This window comes from Hymenobacter endophyticus, from assembly GCF_032464715.1.
GTDB lineage: Bacteria > Bacteroidota > Bacteroidia > Cytophagales > Hymenobacteraceae > Hymenobacter > Hymenobacter endophyticus.
In genome coordinates, this window is the sequence record NZ_JAWDJT010000006.1 from 205,189 (window position 1) to 223,455 (window position 18,267).

Annotated in this window: 17 protein-coding genes; 10 read left to right on the forward strand and 7 right to left on the reverse strand. The window is 59.4% G+C overall.

Annotation, left to right across the window (positions count from 1 at the left end):
* Positions 1 to 17 precede the first annotated feature (17 nt).
* The 3 genes from ROI90_RS11345 to lipB form a co-directional block, all read right to left on the reverse strand.
* Positions 18 to 1,088 (reverse strand): MraY family glycosyltransferase, encoded by a 1,071-nt coding sequence (locus ROI90_RS11345; protein WP_315998458.1) that lies wholly within the window; start codon positions 1,086 to 1,088, stop codon positions 18 to 20.
* 69 nt (positions 1,089 to 1,157) lie between these two features.
* Positions 1,158 to 1,577 carry a hypothetical protein gene (locus ROI90_RS11350; RefSeq protein WP_315998459.1) on the reverse strand — a complete coding sequence of 140 codons (420 nt, stop codon included), beginning with the start codon at positions 1,575 to 1,577 and terminating at the stop codon, positions 1,158 to 1,160.
* Positions 1,578 to 1,590: 13 nt separating this feature from the next.
* Complete coding sequence (gene lipB, locus ROI90_RS11355; protein ID WP_315998460.1) at positions 1,591 to 2,385, reverse strand: lipoyl(octanoyl) transferase LipB; 795 nt, start codon at positions 2,383 to 2,385, stop codon at positions 1,591 to 1,593.
* Positions 2,386 to 2,492: 107 nt separating this feature from the next.
* On the opposite strand from lipB, the gene ROI90_RS11360 reads away from it, so the two are divergent.
* The gene (locus tag ROI90_RS11360; RefSeq protein WP_315998461.1) at positions 2,493 to 2,849 is read left to right on the forward strand and encodes a YraN family protein; all 357 of its coding nucleotides are present in this window, start codon (positions 2,493 to 2,495) and stop codon (positions 2,847 to 2,849) included.
* An 88-nt stretch (positions 2,850 to 2,937) separates the two neighbouring features.
* Here the strand turns inward: ROI90_RS11360 and ROI90_RS11365 are convergent, their stop codons facing one another.
* The 4 genes from ROI90_RS11365 to ROI90_RS11380 form a co-directional block, all read right to left on the reverse strand.
* Entirely contained in the window at positions 2,938 to 3,891 is a 954-nt protein-coding gene (locus tag ROI90_RS11365) for a toxin-antitoxin system YwqK family antitoxin (protein WP_315998462.1), read from the reverse strand.
* Positions 3,892 to 4,145: 254 nt separating this feature from the next.
* Positions 4,146 to 5,978: a molecular chaperone HtpG gene (gene htpG / locus ROI90_RS11370; protein WP_315998463.1), complete on the reverse strand. Its 1,833-nt coding sequence runs from the start codon at positions 5,976 to 5,978 to the stop codon at positions 4,146 to 4,148.
* A gap of 175 nt (positions 5,979 to 6,153) precedes the next feature.
* On the reverse strand, positions 6,154 to 6,621 hold the full coding sequence (locus ROI90_RS11375) for a hypothetical protein (RefSeq protein WP_315998464.1): 468 nt from the start codon (positions 6,619 to 6,621) through the stop codon (positions 6,154 to 6,156).
* 126 nt (positions 6,622 to 6,747) lie between these two features.
* A complete protein-coding gene (locus ROI90_RS11380) occupies positions 6,748 to 6,891 on the reverse strand; it encodes a hypothetical protein (protein ID WP_315998465.1) in 144 nt (47 codons plus the stop codon).
* Positions 6,892 to 7,151: 260 nt separating this feature from the next.
* On the opposite strand from ROI90_RS11380, the gene ROI90_RS11385 reads away from it, so the two are divergent.
* The 9 genes from ROI90_RS11385 (at position 7,152) to ROI90_RS11425 (ending at position 18,221) form a co-directional block, all read left to right on the forward strand.
* Entirely contained in the window at positions 7,152 to 7,496 is a 345-nt protein-coding gene (locus tag ROI90_RS11385) for a hypothetical protein (RefSeq protein WP_315998466.1), read from the forward strand.
* A gap of 164 nt (positions 7,497 to 7,660) precedes the next feature.
* Complete coding sequence (locus tag ROI90_RS11390; protein WP_315998467.1) at positions 7,661 to 10,063, forward strand: TonB-dependent receptor; 2,403 nt, start codon at positions 7,661 to 7,663, stop codon at positions 10,061 to 10,063.
* A gap of 28 nt (positions 10,064 to 10,091) precedes the next feature.
* Entirely contained in the window at positions 10,092 to 11,312 is a 1,221-nt protein-coding gene (locus tag ROI90_RS11395) for a hypothetical protein (protein WP_315998468.1), read from the forward strand.
* A gap of 36 nt (positions 11,313 to 11,348) precedes the next feature.
* Positions 11,349 to 11,906, forward strand: coding sequence for a hypothetical protein (locus ROI90_RS11400; protein ID WP_315998469.1), 558 nt, complete (start codon positions 11,349 to 11,351; stop codon positions 11,904 to 11,906).
* 363 nt (positions 11,907 to 12,269) lie between these two features.
* The gene (locus tag ROI90_RS11405; RefSeq protein WP_315998470.1) at positions 12,270 to 14,732 is read left to right on the forward strand and encodes a TonB-dependent receptor; all 2,463 of its coding nucleotides are present in this window, start codon (positions 12,270 to 12,272) and stop codon (positions 14,730 to 14,732) included.
* A gap of 108 nt (positions 14,733 to 14,840) precedes the next feature.
* On the forward strand, positions 14,841 to 15,773 hold the full coding sequence (locus tag ROI90_RS11410; RefSeq protein ID WP_315998471.1) for a cation diffusion facilitator family transporter: 933 nt from the start codon (positions 14,841 to 14,843) through the stop codon (positions 15,771 to 15,773).
* A 185-nt stretch (positions 15,774 to 15,958) separates the two neighbouring features.
* On the forward strand, positions 15,959 to 17,224 hold the full coding sequence (locus tag ROI90_RS11415) for an MFS transporter (protein ID WP_315998472.1): 1,266 nt from the start codon (positions 15,959 to 15,961) through the stop codon (positions 17,222 to 17,224).
* A gap of 76 nt (positions 17,225 to 17,300) precedes the next feature.
* Positions 17,301 to 17,678 (forward strand): hypothetical protein, encoded by a 378-nt coding sequence (locus ROI90_RS11420; RefSeq protein WP_315998473.1) that lies wholly within the window; start codon positions 17,301 to 17,303, stop codon positions 17,676 to 17,678.
* A gap of 93 nt (positions 17,679 to 17,771) precedes the next feature.
* Positions 17,772 to 18,221, forward strand: a complete 450-nt coding sequence (locus tag ROI90_RS11425; RefSeq protein ID WP_315998474.1) for a DUF6526 family protein — start codon at positions 17,772 to 17,774, stop codon at positions 18,219 to 18,221.
* The last annotated feature ends 46 nt before the right edge of the window (positions 18,222 to 18,267 follow it).

Genomic DNA, 18,267 nt, shown 5'->3' on the forward strand with positions numbered 1-18,267 from the left:
GTTGTAAGGAAATACGCTTACGAGGCCACCCGCTGCCGCTCAGCCCGACTGTGGTACACACCCAAGAAAACACTCAGAAGCAGCGAGAAGGCGATGAGCGTAGCAATCAACCAGGTATTGCCGAGGTAGGAAAAGTTAATAACGAAGAGAATGACGACGATATTGAGCAGCCCCAGGAGGATAACCGTGCCAATCTGTTGGAAACCCATGGCCAGAATGCGGTGATGCACATGGTTTTTGTCGGGGGAGAATGGTGAACGGCCCGCCATCATCCGGACGATGAATACCCGCAACGTGTCGAACAAGGGCACAAATAGAATACCTACAGCTACTGAAGGGGCTGAGGAGGCGAATGGCTGGCCTGGCACTTTCAGCCCCATCTCAATGAATTGGATGGTGAGAATGGACACGATAAAGCCGCAAACCAAGGAGCCGGTGTCGCCCATGAAGATGGTGGCTTTATGGAAGTTATAGCGCAGAAAGCCGAGCAGGCCACCAATTACGCACACCGCTACAAACACGTAGTTCTGAAAATCGGGGCCGCCGTAGCGGTAGAAGTAATAGCCAAAGGTGCTGCAGATAATGAGCACAATGCTACCGGCCAACCCATCTAGCCCATCAATGAGGTTGATGGCATTGGTGATGCCCACGATGGCGAAGAAAGTGAAGGCGTAGCTGATGCCAATGGGCAACTCCTGAATACCCAGAATGCCTTGGAAGCTAGTAATACGCACATCGGCCATGATCATCACCACCCCGGTAGCCAAAAGCTGGCCCACAAACTTCTTGGCAACGGAAATACTAACCAAGTCATCCTTCAAGCCCACGAAGAACAGCACGATACAGCCGGCCAGTAGCTCCTGCACGCCATTTTGCAGCGGAGCGAAAATGGTAAGCGCCGACATGAACCCGGCAAAAACGGCCACTCCGCCCAGGCGCGGCGTCAGCGACTCGTGCACGGTACGCGCGTTAGGCGTATCGAGCATGTTTTTCAGGTGGGCTACGTAAATAATGGACGGGACGGCAAACAGTGCTACCAGAAACGCCCATAAGGAGGACAGGCCCAACTGAATTTCGAGTGTACTCATTGCGGAGTCGGCTGTTGTGAAAACGCGCCTCAGCTTAAATCTAAGCAAGCGAGGCACAAAGATAACTACTTAGTTGTGCAGGATACCAGGTTGACCAAGCAGGAGAACAATGGGTGTCAGATTTTCGGCTACAATGGAATCCGGCACGAAGATGAATTTCTTGTCGAACACCTGTTTATCCACGTAGTAGCTCACCCAATACTGATTATTGAGGTGAAACAGAGCCGGATCAATGGGCTCAATGGGTACGGCCGCGCAGGGTTGAACTTCCGGCAGCACGTGGCGCAGGGTGGATGTGCGGATGGCTTCCCCCTCGGCATTGGTACCGTAGCCGTTGGAGCTGACGATGACGTTTTCCAGGGGGAAGTCGTTGTCATTGATCAGGTAGACCAACCAGCCGGGCTGGCCTTCGGTCGTGGCTACTGTGTCGTCGGGCACAATGGCCACCATAACGCCCGTTACCGGGTCAAAGTCAATGTCTTTTTTCATGCAACTTGGTACGCTATACAAACTCAGCGCCAAATAATTGGGCAAGGTGGGGCAATAGTCGTTCCTGCACCTCCGTTACGGGCACCGGCCGGCCCAGCTCAGCCTGCAGGGAGGTAACAGCTTTATCGGTGATACCGCAGGGCACAATGTGACCGAAGTACGAGAGGTCGGTGTTTACATTGAGGGCGAAGCCGTGCATGGTAACCCAGCGGCTGCACTTCACGCCTATTGCGCAGATTTTGCGCGGATTGGGGGCGCCCTCTTCAAAATCAATCCAGACGCCGGTAAGCCCGGCTATCCGGCCAGCTGGCACACCGTAGTCGGCCAGAGTCAGAATAACGGCCTCTTCCAGCAGACGCAGATAGCGGTGAATGTCGGTGAAGAAGTTGTCGAGGTCGAAGATGGGGTAGCCCACCAGCTGGCCGGGGCCGTGGTAGGTGATGTCGCCCCCCCGGTTGATGCGGTGGAAAGTGGCATCGTGGGCAAGCAGGCTGGCCTCATCCAGCAGCAGATGTTCGGGCTTGCCGCTTTTGCCCAGCGTGTACACGTGCGGATGCTCGCACAGCAGCAGGTAGTTGCTGGTTAGCTCGGGCGTTTGGCCAGCAGCCTGGGCGTCACGGTTACGGGTTTTTACCGTCAGTGTATCCGCCAGCAGTTGCTCCTGCAACTCCCAGGTAGGCTGATAGGCTACCGCTCCCAGCCGCTGCACCGTTACGCGCCGGTTCTGACCGGGAGAAGGAACCCCAGCGGCCCGCTCGGGGCCCTGGCTAGCAGCTACTGGCGTTACGCAGGCAGAATACGTGTTCATATCAACAGAAAAAGAGAAGGCCACCACACGGAAACGCGCAAAGGTACTAGATTTAGCACCAGCAGAGTGCTGCGGTGAGTGTCTGCCTTGTATCCTTATTTTCTCCGATGGTAACTGCGCATCAACTCGGACAGGACGGCGAAGAAGCGGCCTTGCAGCACTTGTTGGTTCTTGGTTATGAATTGGTGCAGCGCAATTACCGCCACCGCCGGGCGGAGGTAGACCTGATTGTGCGGCGGGGCAGTCGGCTGTTGGTATTCGTGGAAGTGAAGGCGCGCTCCTCCGCACACTATGGTTACCCCGAGGAATTTGTCACGGAGCGCAAACGTCAGCTGTTCCGGTTGGCAGCTGAGCAAGTACAGGAAGAGCTACACTGGTCCGGCGACATACGATTCGATATCATTGCTCTCTCCCCCACCGCCACCGGCCTGCGCCTGGAGCATTTTGAGGACGCGTTTTGGTAAGCGGTGATTTAGTGAGTTTGATATTCTTTGTGCAAAGTCGGCGCAAGCAAAAAGAACGTCAAACTCACTAAATCACTATTTCACTAAATCACCTCCTGCCGGGGCGGGCGGTGTCGGGTTTGTCGCGGTTGTCGAGTTTGTCTTTTTCGTAAATGAGCACCCCGTTGCGGTTGTATTCCTTTACCAGTACTGGCTCGGTTACTTCCGGCTCATACCCCGATTCGCCGTATTGGTACTGGTAGCGCAGGCGGTTCCGGGTGTTGCGAAAACCCCAGTATCGGTCCCAGTTGCCCACGCGCTTGCCGTTTTCAAACTGGCCCGACCATTCCAGCTGCCCGTTTTCGTTGTAGCGCACGTAGTCGCCTTCCAGCTTGCCGTTGAGATAGGGCACTACTTCTTTTACCTGCTTCTGGCTTGCATCATAGTACGTGATGTTAGCGTCACGCGGGAAGCCCATTTCGTAGTGCGTTTTGGTGAGCAGGGTATTGTCGCGGGTGAGCCGCTCCCAGCGCAGGTGGCGGGTACCGAAGGCGAAATAGCCAGTTTCAATGACCTTGCCGCCCTGCAGCATTTTGTAGGGCCCGTGCAGCACCTTATCCGTTGAGGCATTCAGCTCAGTACTGGCTTTGAATATTTTGCGCTTGCGGGGATTGAAGTAGTAGCGGGCCGGGGCAAATGGGTTGGGCTGCTGGAAGGTGCGCAGGTAATAAAAGATTTCCACCTTCTGATTTTTCCCCTTGGGGCCCGATTTCGCATAGCCCTTCTTGATTCGTTCCCCCAGGAAGATATTCTTCTTCTTTTTAGGCTTGCGTTGCGCAGCCTTTTCCTTGTCCTTGGCGGCGCGCTCTTGTTCCTTGGTCATGCTTACGCGCTTGGCCACCAAGGAAGGGGCACTGGCGGTATCGGCCGCCGTAGTCAGCGTATCGGCAGCGGCCAGGGTTATGGGCGCATCGGGGCGGCTGTTGAAGGAAACGGTTTTGTGCGAGCAGGCCGCAACCAGCCACAACCCCGGCACAAGAAGAAACAAACGCAACGGACGCATCAAAGTATCAGGCAGGATTTGCAGCAACGAACGTAAATATAAAGGGATTTGGTGCCCACGATAGAGTGACTGAGCCGGCTGAAGACGAGAGTTAGCTACTGAGATACTCGCTCAGGAGGTTTCGGCTTCCTAAAACCTGAGCGAGTGGCTTAGCATGAAGCAACGCTCACCTTGCAATTTCCACAAAAGCAAAGCGCCGACCCTGTCACTGGTCGGCGCTTTGTACCATTTTAAACTTTTAAGACTTTCTACTACTACTCAGCAGCCAGCAAGTCAGCGCTACGTTTCACGAAGGCAGTTAGAGCCTCCCCTTTCAGCATACCCTGGGCCAGCAACGCGAGGTCGAAGGCCTGGCGGGCCAGCTTGCTGCCGGCTTCGCCCTCGGCATTCAGCACGCGCTGGGCTACGGGGTGGTTGGCATTTACGCTCACCGTGTAGCTGTCGGGCAGGCTGCCGAACATCTGCATACCACCGCCGCCACCGGCCCGCTGCATATCCTTCATGCGGCGCATAAACTCGGGCAGGGTGATAACCACCGGCGCATCCTGGGGCGAAAGAGCTTCCACCTGCACGTACATCTGCTCGTTGCTGATGGCCTGCTTGAATACCTCAGTTAGCTTGGTTTTGTCATCCTCGCTGAGCACGCTCTCGGTAGTATCGTCCTTCTCAATGAGCTTGCCCACCGTATCGGCGTCCACGCGCTTGAAAGTGGTTTTTTCGAGCTTCTGTTCTAACTGGCCGATGAAGTGCGAGTCGAGCGGGCCGTTGAGTTCCAGCACATCGTAGCCCCGGTCCTGGGCGGCCTGCACGAAGCCATGCTGGGCCTCCGCGTCGGTGGTGTACAGCACCACGGTCTGCTCGTTCTTGTCCTTCTGGTTGGCCTGCACGAACTCCTGGTACTCGGGCAGCGTGAACAGCTTGCCGGATACGTTCTGTACCAGCGCAAAATCCTTGGCTTTGTCGTAGAACTTCTCGTCGGAGAGCATGCCGTACTTCACGAACAGGCCGATATCCGACCACTTCTGCTCGTAGCCGGCGCGGTCCTTGCGGAATAGCTCGCTGAGCTTGTCGGCTACCTTCTTGGTGATGTACTGGTTAATTTTGCGCACCGCCGCGTCGGCCTGCAGGAAGCTGCGCGACACGTTTAATGGAATGTCCGGCGAGTCGATAACGCCGTGTAGTAGCATCAGGAACTCGGGCACCACGTCCTTCACCTCATCGGTGATGAACACTTGGCGCGAGTACAACTGGATTTTGTTGCGCTGGAACTGCAGCTCGTCCTTCACCTTAGGGAAGTACAGGATACCCGTCAGGTTGAAGGGGTAATCCACATTCAGGTGAATCCAGAACAGCGGGGGCTCCGAGAAAGGGTACAGCTCCTGGTAGAACTTGGTGTAGTCCTCATCGGTCAGCTCCGAGGGCTGCTTGGTCCAGATGGGCTGGGTTTGATTGATTACCTCACCCTCGAACTCAATGGGAATAGGCAGGAACTTGCAGTACTTGGTGAGGATGCCCTTTAGGCGCTGGGGCTCCAGAAACTCGTCGGAATCCTCGGCCACGTGCAGCACCACGTCGGTGCCCCGGTCGGCCTTGTCGGTGGTTTCCAGGCTGAACTCCGTGCTACCGTCGCATATCCAATGGGCAGCTTCGGTGCCTTCTTTGTAGCTCTGGGAGAAGATTTCCACCTCCTTGGCGACCATAAAGGCCGAGTAGAAGCCCAAGCCAAACTGACCGATAATCTGGTCTTTGGTGGCGGCGTCCTTCTCCTTATACTGCTCCACAAACTCAGTGGCGCCGGAGAAGGCAATCTGGTTGATGTACTTCTTGATTTCCTCGGCCGTCATGCCCAGGCCGCGGTCCGAGATGGTGATGGTGCGGGCTTCCTTATCCACGCTCACCGTTACTTTCAGCTCGCCCAGCTCGCCTTTAAACTCGCCCAGCTGGCCCAGGCTTTTCAGCTTCTGGGAAGCGTCCACGGCATTGCTGACCAATTCTCGCAGGAAAATCTCGTGGTCAGAGTACAGGAACTTCTTGATGATGGGGAAGATATTCTCAGTGTGAATTGAGATGCTACCTTTCTCTTGCATAACGAATTAGGAAGGAGTGAATGAAAACAACATCAGACGATTTGCCAGCTTGTAAGCCGGCGAACCGCGCAGTTTCGGCCGTTTCAAACCCCGTTCCAACCTACACTCGGCTGTCAGTTTGACAGCGCCGCCAACCTGCTCTCCATCCAGGCACCCACCTTACTCCACACCCGGTTCAGCGCACCAAAGCACTAATTTGCGGCTTAGTAGTGCGTTGCCACTCCTGTTCCATTTGCGCGGCAGCCTGCTCATCCGATTCAGTAAGCCAATCCAGCGCCGATACCACGTCGGAGAAGAACTGTACCTCTGCCCGCACCAAGCGCCGCCCATCAGCCAGCACGCTTTCCACTACCAGTTGGTTGTGCAGATTGGTAGGCAGCACCAGCGCAATTGTTCGTACGGGCAGTTCAGCAAAGTCTGGCAGCCACAGTTCACTGAGCCAAGCCTGCTCCTCAAACCCCACCACGGGGGCATGCGACACATCGACCAGCCAGTGTGTAACCCGGAGCTGCTGGGACTGTAGCAACAGCCGGTTGAAAGCGGCCCGAAAACCGGCCGCCGAGAGAGGTTCTTGCCAATCCCACCGAAGCAAATGCAGGTTTGGCACCCATTGGGTAGCCAGAGAATTGAGCGTACGCACCATAGCAGCCGGGCCCGGCCAAGTGGCGGAGCAGGCTACAAAACTACCGGCCAGCATAGGCTCGCTGCCGCCGTATTCGTTCACCCCGGTCCGATTCTCGCCCAACCCGGCCGTTTACCAGACTGATGCTCAGGCGGCTGTTTTACCAATGACACTCAACTGACTATCAATGGAGTAAGCCACTGCCACAGGCGGTACTACCGCCAGCTGGCGGATGCGGTAGCCAAAGCGCCCAGGCCGGTAGCCGAAGGCCAGCTTGGCGCTGCCACTCATACGAATAATTGCTCGGGGTTAGCCTGCTGGCCTTTGGTAGCAGCGGGCCTCAGTGCTTGCGCTAGTTGGCGCAATAATCGGTTTGTCAGCTTTTTCATGGTATTCTTCCTCAACTATTTGCACCACAAAGGTGGGAAGTGGCTATTGCCTGGGTATTGCCGCAGAGTTACGCTTGCGTGATGCTCAATTTTTTTCCGGGGCAGAAAATTGGCCTTTCGGTTTTCCGGTTACCTTTGCTCGTGTTCGACACATTGTTGCAAATGCGTACTCTTCGTTCCCGGCTGGCTCTTGTGCTGCTCCTGTGCTTTGTGCGGGTGCTGCTGCCGGACACGTGGGTACTGGCGCTGCACCAGCACGAGCACACCACCGAGGAACCCACGCAGGCTACTGGCTGGCCCAAGGGGAAAGCCCTAGTTTCGGCCAAGCACCAGCACTGCGACGCGGACCAGTTTTTCAAGTCGGCGTTTGAGCCGGCTGCCGCGCTTCCTCTGGTAGTGCCGGTAGCAGCAGCTTTTGCCGAACTCGCCTCCCGCAGCCTACCAGCTGCCTGGCATTGCCTACCCCCGCTCACCGCCGACCCGCGAGGCCCGCCCAGCCTGGGCTAAACTCACATAAACCCGTGTGCTGATTCGGGCTGCTCCTGTTGGGACAGTACCCGCCTGTGAAGTTGGACTAGATGCGTACCCGCTGCCGGAGCCCTGCCCGCTCCGGACAGCCGATGAGCACACCGGTTGGTTTACCTGACCACGGGCAGTTCCCTCTCCTACGTATGTTTTCTTGTGCTCCGGGCCTATCCTGGGGCCGTTGCGCTGGCCTTGGGCTGGTGGTGGCGCTGCTTAGCGTGCTGCCCCGGCTGTTGTGGGCCCAGGCTTCGGCTCCGGCTTGCGCCCTGCTGCTGAGCGGCCGCGTGCAGGACCATGAGTCGCGCAGCGCGCTGGCTGGTGCCACGGTAGTGGTGCTGGAAACCCGCCAAGCCACTCAAACCGAACCCGACGGCCACTACCACCTCGACAACCTCTGCCCCGGTATCTACCATGTGCAGGTGAGCTTTGTGGGCTTTGCCCCCGAAGTGACAGAGGTGCGCCTGACGGCCGCCGCCTACCGGGACTTCCGCCTGCACCCCGATGCTGTAGCCCTAAAAGGAGCCGTGGTAAGCGGGCAGCGGGCGGCGGCACCCACTACCCAAGCTACGGCTACTCTTACCGAAAAAGACCTCCAACAAACCCGGGGGGAAACTCTGGGGGAAGCGCTGCAGAAGGTGAATGGCGTAACGGCCCTGCAAACCGGCCCCGGCATCTTCAAGCCCATGATTCATGGGCTGCACTCCAACCGCGTGACCATTCTCAACAACGGGGTGCGGCAGGAAGGGCAGCAGTGGGGGCAGGAGCACGGCCCGGAAATTGACCCATTTCTGGCCTCTCAGCTTACCGTGGTGAAAGGCGCGGCCAGTGTGCGCTACGGCTCCGATGCCATCGGGGGCGTAGTGCTGGTGCAGCCCCGCCCCCTCCGCGACTCGGTGGGCACGGGTGGGGAGCTGAACCTGGTGGGCATGAGCAACAACGGTTTGGGGGCGGCCTCGGGTATGGTAGAGGGCAACCTGCGCCGCCTGCCCGCGCTCAGCTGGCGGGCCCAGGGCACCGTGCGGAAGGCTGGCACCATGCGCGCCCCGGGCTACTACCTGAAAAACTCGGGCTTGGAAGAGGGTAACTTCTCGGGCAGTTTGGGCTGGCGCAAGCCTACTTACGGGGTGGAGCTTTTTTACAGCCAGTTCAACACCCGCATCGGGATTCTGCCGGCGGCGCACGTGGGCAACCAGCAGGATTTTCTGCTGGCAGTGGCCCGAAACCGCCCCCTGGAAACCAGCGGCTTTACGTACGATATTGAGCGGGCATACCAGCAGGTACAGCACCAGGTGCTCAAGGTGACAGGCTTCGTGAAAACCGGCAGCGCGGGCCGCCTGAGCACCACCGTGGCCCAGCAGCTGGACGGGCGCGACGAATACGACAAGTACCGCCCCCGCAACGACAACCGCGCCTTCCTCGACCGACCCGAGCTGAGCTATACCAACCGCACCACCACCGCCGAGCTGCTCTGGGAGCACCGTGCCTGGCACGGCTTCTCGGGGAGCGTGGGACTGGCGGGCACTTACCAGTTCAACCGCTACGCCGATGGCAGTCGGCAGTTCATTCCCTTCTACACCAACTATACCGGCGGGCTGTTCTGGCTGGAGCAGTGGCAGCAGGGCAAGTGGCTGCTGGAAGGCGGCCTGCGCCTGGACCGCCGCGACCTGCAAGTGAAGCGCGCCACCCGCATGGGCGGCGTGTTTGGGGTGGAGAAGTCCCGCTTTCAATACACTACCCCGGCCGCCTCGCTGGGGGCCGTGTACGATGCCTCCACGCACCTAGCGCTGCGGCTGGCTTCGGGCCTGACGCGGCGCGCTCCGGCCGCCAATGAGCGGTTCAGTGACGGGGTGCACAACGCGCAGTATGAGCTGGGTTACGACCTAGTGCCCGGCAACGGCCCGGCCGTGCCTGAAACGGCCCTGAACCTGGGCCTCACCGCCACCCTGCACGACAACCCACGCCTGAACGGGGAGCTGACCGTGTACCAGACGCGCATCCTCAACTTCCTGTATCAGTCGCCCATTTTGCCACCGGTGGTGAACATCCGGGGCGTGCTGTCCAGCTGGCAGCTCCGGCAAACCAACGCCACGCTGCGGGGCTTCGATTTGAGTGGCTCTTACGTGCTGGGGCCGCAATGGCAGCTGGGCGGGAAGGTGGCCGTGGTACGGGGCCGGGACACCAGCCAGGATGAGTGGCTGATCTTCATGCCCGCCGACCGGGCTGAGCTGAGCCTGCGCTACGATTTGAAAAACCGCGCCGATAGCCGCCTGCGTGACACCTATATACAAGCTCTGGGCACGAGCGTGGCCCGCCAGACCCGAATACCACGCAACTACGCCGAGCGGGACTACCGGGAGCCCCCGGCCGGCTACGGGCTACTGGGTCTGGAAGCGGGCACCACGTTGCGCTGGGGCCGCCTGCCCCTGGAGTTGAGCGTGGCAGGCTCCAACCTGCTCAACCAGCGCTACCGCGACTACCTGAACCGGTACCGCTACTTCGCCGATGAGATGGGCCGCAACGTGACGCTGCGGCTGCGCCTCGCCATGTAATCTTTTCGCCTTTCCTCTTTCTGACTCTATGAAACTGACTTTTAACCGTCCTGCTCTTTTCCTTTCCTTGTTCACTATGGCCGGGGGTAGTCTCTTGTCTTCCTGCGACAAAAACGAGCGGGAAGAAGAAACTGCCGCCCCCGAAACTGAAAGCAGCTTTGCCCGCCTGCTCATCACCGACAAAACCTCCAACACGGTAACTCTGCTCAACCCCGCCAAAAGCGAGCAGACCGCTTTTCAGGCCGGCTACGGCGGGGCGTCGGTGTATCCTTCGGCCACTGGGCGCTGGGCAGCCGTGGTGAGTTCCGGCAACAACTTGGTAGAGTTTTTTGACACGGGCATTGACCGCCACGACGACCATGTGCACGTGAAGGGCACGCCCAAATGGGGCCTCACCAGATCGGTGGGCCTTACCCCTTCGCACGTGTATGCTTCACACAACAAAATCAGCATTTTCAACGACGGCACGGCCTCGATTAGCTACGTGGAAGAAGGCCAGCTGCACACCGTGCCGGCCCCAACCAGCTTTGTAACGGGGGCCGCCCACCACGGCGCCATGATCTTGTTTGACAATGGTACCTACGCCGTTACGCACAAGAATAACACGGTATTAGGCTCCTTGCCGGAGCAGGTGAAGCTGGTGAACACTCAAGGCACGGTGGTGAGTGCGCCCACGGTGACCACCCAAGGCATTCACGGCGACGCCGGCGACGGGCAGCAGGCCCTGTTTGGCTCGGCCAGTGGGGTATTAGTGGTAAAGCAAACTGGGGAGCAGCAGCTGATTCCGTACCCGGCCGGGGCCGGCAGCAACTGGCTTTCCACCATTTACTACGCCAAAAAAGCGCGCACCTTCCTGGGTTCCCGCAACAACTACGGCGTGTTCCGCATCGACCCATCCGCCCGCACCATGACGCAGGTAGGCACTACGGCCACCTTCGTGCGCGTGGCTCTGGATGAGGAAGGCAGCAGCGTATTCATCCTGGATGAGCAGGGTACGCTGAGCGTGTACGATGCCGCCACTGGTACGCGCACCGCCAGCCGCTCCCTGACCGGGCTGCTCGATGCCAAAGCTGCTACGCCCTACCTCGCGGCCAGCCGCCGCTACGTGTACGTGACCAACGCCCCCCAGGGCAAGGTGCACATGCTGCGCAAAACCGACCTCTCCGAGCATTCCACCTTTACCGTAACCGGCCAGCCCCTGCGCCTGGCCCTGGTAGGTGCCGATGTGGACGAGGAAGACAGCCACTAATCCTATTTACTTCCACTCTTCATTTCCCCCAACCCCATGAACAACCTGCTTTTCCGCTCCGCTTTCCTGGCCGCTCTGGCCGCTGCTCCCCTACTCAGCAGCTGCTCCGACGACAACGACACGCCCACGCCCGACGATGACAACGAGCAAATTACTACGGTACGCTACGAACTGACGCCGACCACTGGCGGCAGCACACTCACGGCCCAGTACCGCGACGTGGATGGGGACGGGGGTGCGGCTCCGGTAATTAGCGGCCTTACGCTGGCGGCTAACACCACCTACACCGGCAAAATTGTGCTGCTCGATGAAACCAAGACCCCAGCCGAGGACATATCGGCGGAGGTCAAGGAGGAGGCTGATGAGCACCTCTTTGTCTACACTCCTTCAAACGTGAACCTCACTGTAACGCGTACCGATAAGGACAAAAACAACCTGGAAGTAGGCCTGGAAACCCGCCTGCAAACGGCGGCAGCCTCGGCTACGGCAGGTACGTTGCGCGTTACGCTCCGGCACCAGCCCGGCACTAAGAACGGCAGCGCCACCCCCGGCGACACGGACGTCGAAGTTGATTTCCCGGTTACGGTGAAATAAGTGAGGCGGTAAAGTGGTGAAAGGTGAAGTGGTGAGACTGTCATCCTCAGCTTGCGTAGGGCCTTCCTTCTGTTAGCCCGAGTTGTTAAGAGGGTAGTCGCGCAGACATGATAGAGTCCTTCGCAGGCTCAGGATGGCGGGCCCTGTTCATCATGCCTCACAATTTCACCCTTCACAACTTCACCATGTAATAACAGGAGGGGCTGGCTGCAAACGGCCTCTCCATCATTTTTTCTCCCGTTTTGGTTGTGGAGAAATTTCAGGAAGGCACCGGCCCTTGGTCGGTGTTTTCTTTCGTTTTCGGCCCAGTGCAGCTTTCAGGCTGCATTTCTCGTTCCTTGCCAGCGTGTAATTTGCGTTTCTATGTCCCGACCCTTACTTACTACCGGCCTGTTGCTGCTAGCCGGCCAGGCCTTGGCCCAAACTCTGCCCGAGCAACCAACCCTTAACCCCGCCGCTGCTTCCCGCTCTACCCGCCCGGCTGCCACTCCCGTTACCGGCCACATTACCGATGCGGCCACCGGTGAAGCCTTGCCCGGCGCCACCGTGGTATTTCCCGACCTTAAACAAGCCACCGCCACCGATGCGGAAGGCAACTTTCGGTTTGCCAACCTGCCCCGGGGCCGTTTCCTGATGCAGGTGCGCTTCGTGGGCTATACCACCGTGGTGCGCACCGTGAATACCGGCGCCGGTACCGGGCTGGATGCGGCCCTCACGCCCGCCGAAACTGAAATTGGGCAGGTAGTGGTAACGGGGGTATCGGCCAGCACGGAAATGCGCCGCTCCCCGGTGCCTACCTCCGTGGTCGACCAGACCCGCTTACGCCAGACGGCTGCCACCAACGCCATAGATGCCCTGGCCCACACGCCCGGCCTCAACCAGATTACCACCGGCGCGGCCATCAGTAAGCCCATTATCCGGGGGTTGGGGGCCAACCGCGTAATTACCCTCAACAACGGCAGTAAGCAGGAAGGGCAGCAGTGGGGCGACGAGCACGGCATCGAAATCGACGAGTACAGCATTGACAGGGCCGAAATTATCAAAGGCCCCGGCTCCCTGCTGTATGGCTCTGATGGGCTGGCTGGCGTTATCAATTTTCTGGCTCCCGACCCGGTGGACGACGGTCGAGTGCTGGGCTCGGTAACGGCCAACTACCAAACCAACAATTACCAGCAGGGCTATTCCGTGTGGAATGCAGGCAACCTGAATGGGTTCAACTGGCAGGTGCGGGGCTCGGGCAAAGTGGCCGCCGACTACCGCAACCCCTACGACGGGCGGGTGTACAACTCAGGATTCCGGGAGCTGAACGGTAGCGGCTACGTGGGCCTCAACAAAAGCTGGGGCTACTCCCACCTCACCGTCAGTTCCTTCAACCAGATTCTGGGCCTGATTGAGGGCGAACGGGACAGCACCTCGGGCCGGTTTACGCGGGTGAACGGCCTAGGTGAAACGCAGATAGTTAATGGCAGCGGCTTTTCGGGCTACGGCCTCGATGTGCCCCGCCAACAAATTAACCACCTGCGCATCGGCACCGATAACAACTTTGTGCTGGGCCAGCACCGGGTTACGCTGAACGTGAACTGGCAGCAGAACCTGCGCCGGGAGTTCGGCAACCCCGAAGATTACTACGAGAAGTCCCTGTTCTTTCAACTGCGCACCGTGGACTACGCCCTGCGCTGGTATTTGCCGGAAATGCAGGGCTGGAATACCACAGTGGGCGTGAGCGGCATGGGGCAGGAAAACCAAAATAAGGGGGTGGAATTTCTGATTCCGGCTTACCGCCTCTGGGACGGGGGCCTGTTCGGCGTGACGCGCAAAAGCTTCGGGAAGCTGGATGTGAGCGGGGGCCTGCGCTACGATGTGCGCCGTATTACGGCCGACGCCCTCTACCTCAACGATGAGGAGCAGCCCGTACCCACCGGCCAGGGGGAGGAGAAATTTCCGGGCTTCCGGAGCACCTTCCGCAACGTGAGCGGCAGCGTGGGCGGGGCATACAACCTCAGCGAGAAATGGCTGCTCAAGGCCAATGCCGCGCGTGGGTTTCGGGCGCCTAACATTGCCGAGCTGGGCTCCAACGGTATCCACGAGGGCACGGTGCGCTACGAAATCGGGGAAGCAGACCTGAAGGCCGAAACCAGCTTCCAGCTGGACGGGGGGCTGAGCTTTATTTCAGACCACGTGAGTCTTTCGGCCGACGTATTCCGCAACCGCATCAGTAACTACATCTTTCCCCGGGCCCTCACCACGCCCACCGGTCAGGACTCGGTATCGGCGGAGGGTGACCGGGTGTTTCGCTACGGGCAGGGCGACGCCCGCCTGGTGGGGGGCGAGGTCAGCCTGGATATTCACCCCCACCCCCTGGACTGGCTGCATTTCGAAAACACCTTTTCCATGGTGCGGGCCGTGCAGCTGGATCAGCCGGCCGGGCAGCGCAACCTGCCCTTCATCCCCGCCGACCGGCTGCAGTCGGAGCTGCGGGTGAATTTCCGGAAGGTAAGCTCTTCGCGGCTGCGCAACCTGTATGCCCGGGCCACTATGGAGCACAACTTCCGGCAAAACCGCATCTTCTCCGCCTTCGATACGGAAACGCCTACGTCCGGCTATACGCTGGTGCACGCCGGCCTGGGTACGGATGTGGTATCGGGCAAGGACCGGACGTTGATTTCGGTGTACCTAGCGGCCAACAACCTGTTTGATGTCGCGTATCAGAATCACCTCAGCCGGTTGAAATACACGGCTATCAACTACACCAGCGGCCGGCAGGGCGTGTTCAACATGGGCCGCACGGTGAGCGTGAAGCTGGTGGTTCCGTTGTCGTTTAAGTAAATTCCTTTTTCAGGCAGCAGTTGACAGGAGCAGGCGCAGGGTTTTGAATTCAACGGCCGCCGCTTGGCTCTGCGCATTATCTACTGCCAACTACCGCGCCCAACCCTCATGGCCCACGACCACACCGGACACGACCACCATCACCACGGCCCACTCGCCGATGGCAACTTTAGCCGGGCCTTTGGCTGGGGCATTGCCCTGAACCTGCTGTTTGTGGCTGGGGAAACGGCTGGGGGCCTGTGGGCCAACTCGGCGGCTCTGCTTTCTGATGCCGGCCACAACCTGAGTGACGTGCTAAGTTTGGCCCTGGCCTGGGGGGCGACTTTGCTGGCTAAGCGGCAGGCCACCGAGCGGTTCACCTACGGCTACAAAAGCGCCACCATTCAGGCCGCTTTGCTGAACGCGGCGTTGCTCTATCTGGCGCTGGGCTTTATTCTCTGGGAAACCGTTGACCACCTACGCCACCCGGCCCCCATCAACGGCCCGGTAGTAATGGCCCTGGCGGGTTTGGGCATTCTCATCAACGGCTTCACGGCCTGGCTGTTCCGCAGCGGGCAGAAGGGCGACGTGAACGTGCGCGGGGCCTACCTGCACATGCTCACCGATATGCTGGTGTCGGTGGGCGTGGTAGTGGGCGGGGCGTTGGTGTACTTTACCGGCTGGCTTTGGCTCGACCCCGTTATTAGCTTTGCCATTCTGGCCATTATCGGGTACAGCTCCTGGGGCCTGCTGCGCGAAACCGTACAATTAGGCCTGCAAGGTGCTCCGGCCGGTATTGAGGTGGCGGCGGTGCGGCAGTTTCTGCTGGCCCGCCCCGGCGTCACGGGCATCCACGATCTGCACATCTGGCCTCTCAGCACCCAGGACACGGCCCTCACCGCCCACTTGGTGCGCCCCGGCGGCGAAAACGGCAACCTGTTCCTGCGCGACCTGCAGCACGACCTTCTGCACGAGTTCAACATCCGTCATTGCACCGTGCAGCTGGAAGACGAGTTTCCGGCTATGGGTGCCCACGGCTGCTGCGAGGAAACAGTAGCGTAAGCAGTAAAGAACGCTCCGGCAACTGCAGGCTGTTGGGCCGGTTGTCGTTAGCTGAGGTTGTTGCGGCGACGAGCGGATAAATCAACCCACAGCCGGCCCGACAGCTTACAACTGCCGGACTGGGCCGTTCTTTACTGCATACCGGTAAATATTCGTAATCTGCGGGCCCCAAATTCCCTTCCCGCATGAATACTGTTACACCGGCTTCTCCCCCAAAAACCACCGGCCTGCTCAGCGCCATTGTGGTGGTAGCCGCTTTGGGCTACTTCGTGGATATCTACGACCTGATTCTGTTCAGCATTGTGCGCGTGCAGAGCCTCAACGAACTGGGCATTACGGACCCTGGCCAGGTGACCAGTCAGGGCCTCTACCTCATCAACATGCAGATGGGCGGTATGCTGCTCGGCGGCATCCTATGGGGCGTACTGGGCGACAAGAAAGGCCGCCTCTCGGTGCTATTTGGCTCCATTTTGATCTACTCCCTGGCCAATATTGCCAACGGCTTCGTGCAAACCATTGAGCAATACGCCTGGCTGCGGCTGATTGCCGGCATTGGACTGGCCGGGGAGTTGGGCGCGGGTATCACCCTGGTTTCCGAAACCCTGCCCAAGGAAAAGCGCGGCTACGGCACCATGATTGTGGCCACTGTGGGCGTGTCCGGGGCCATGCTGGCGTATTGGGTTGGTGACCGGTTCGGCTGGCGCAATGCCTACTTTGTGGGTGGCGGGCTGGGCCTGGCGCTGCTGGCGTTGCGGGTGGGCGTGTACGAGTCGGGCATGTTTGAGCAAACCAAAAAGAGCGAAGTGGAGCGGGGCAACTTCTTCGCCCTGTTCACCAACGGCCCGCGCCTGGCCCGCTACCTGAAGTGCCTGCTCATTGGCGTGCCGCTATGGTTTGTGGTCGGCATCCTGATTACCCTTTCCCCCGAGTTTGGCAAGGATCTGGGCCTGACTGGTCCCGTTACGGCGGGCTTGGGCGTGTTCTGGTGCTACTTCGGGCTGGTGTTCGGTGACTTTGCCAGCGGCACGCTCAGCCAGCTGCTGCGCAGCCGCAACCGGGCGCTGCAGCTGTTTCTGGCGTTTTGCGGCCTGATGGTGGGCGTTTATCTGTTTGCCATCCGGGGAGCCTCCCCCACCGTATTCTATGCCGTGTGCTTTGTATTGGGCATTTCGGTGGGGTTCTGGGCCTTGTTCGTAACGGTGGCCGCCGAGCAATTCGGTACCAACCTGCGGGCCACGGTAGCTACCACGGCCCCCAACTTTGCCCGGGGCTCGGTGGTGCTGCTAGTACCCATTTTCCAGTACACTGCCGCCGCGCTGGGCCAGCCCGGCACCCCCAACCGCGTACTGGCCGGAGCCGTGGTAGGCGGCGTTTCCCTGCTTATTGCGTTCTGGGCGGTGAGCACGCTGCCGGAAAGCTTTGGCAAAGACCTGGACTACGTGGAAGAATAAGCCTGCTTGCTAGCTAACCGTGCCCGGGCGCCTACGTACTAGGGAGCGAAGCTCATTTTATGCTTCGTTCCCTCTTATGAAAAAGATACTAGTTGTAGCCGTCCTTGCTGCCCTCGCCCTGAGTGGCCGCCACGCGCAAGCGCAGGTGGTTGATACCACCCAGGCCCGCATTCAGATGCAACAGCAGCGGGCCACTGAAGCCAAAGCGGCTTTGGAAGCCCGCAAGCAGGAAACTGCTTCCTCCCGCAGCAGCGTAGATCAAACGAAAGCCCAACTGCGCGACCAAGAAAATGCCATGCGCGAGCAAAAGCGGCAGATGAAAGAGCAGAAAATAGAGCTCAAGCGCCAGCGCGACGTAGCCAAAGAAGCCAGCCGCCAGGAGTCGGCGGCCAAGCAGGCCGCCCGCGACGAGAAGCGCAAGGCCCGCGAAGCCCAGAAAGCCGCTAAGATGTAGTCCTGTTCTTGCTCAACCTCGTGAAAACTCCGGCCTTTGGCTGGAGTTTTTTCGTATCACGCCTTTCTACCCTCATCTCACTTCCCGCTCCCAATGGCCAATCAACCTACCAAAAACACGCCCATGTTCTACCCCTGGCACCATTTCGTGCTGGTGCCAGCGGCTCTTATTCTGGCGGGCTACGGCATCCGGCGCTACCTGGACGTGGCGGGCAACGACGATGAAATTTCGCGCCTGTGGTTCACGGTTATGGCCCTGGCCGTGGTAGGGCTGGGCGCGCTGGTGATGATGCGCCAGCACTACGCTCTGCAACTCCAGGACCGCCTGATTCGGCTGGAAGTGCGGCAGCGCTACTTTGAGGTTACGGGCCAGAGCTTCCGCCCCCTGGAAGCTCAACTTCAGCTCAGCCAGATTCTGGCTCTGCGCTTTGCCGGCGACGAGGAGCTGCCCGGCTTAGTGCAGGTTGCCATTCGCGAAAAGCTTTCTTCCAAGGATATTCAGGCCCGCATTCAGCAGTTTCAGTTTGACAGCATGCGGGTATGAGGCCCACCCGGAAGCTGGCGGAGGCGCACGTTGGATTTTTTGGCCG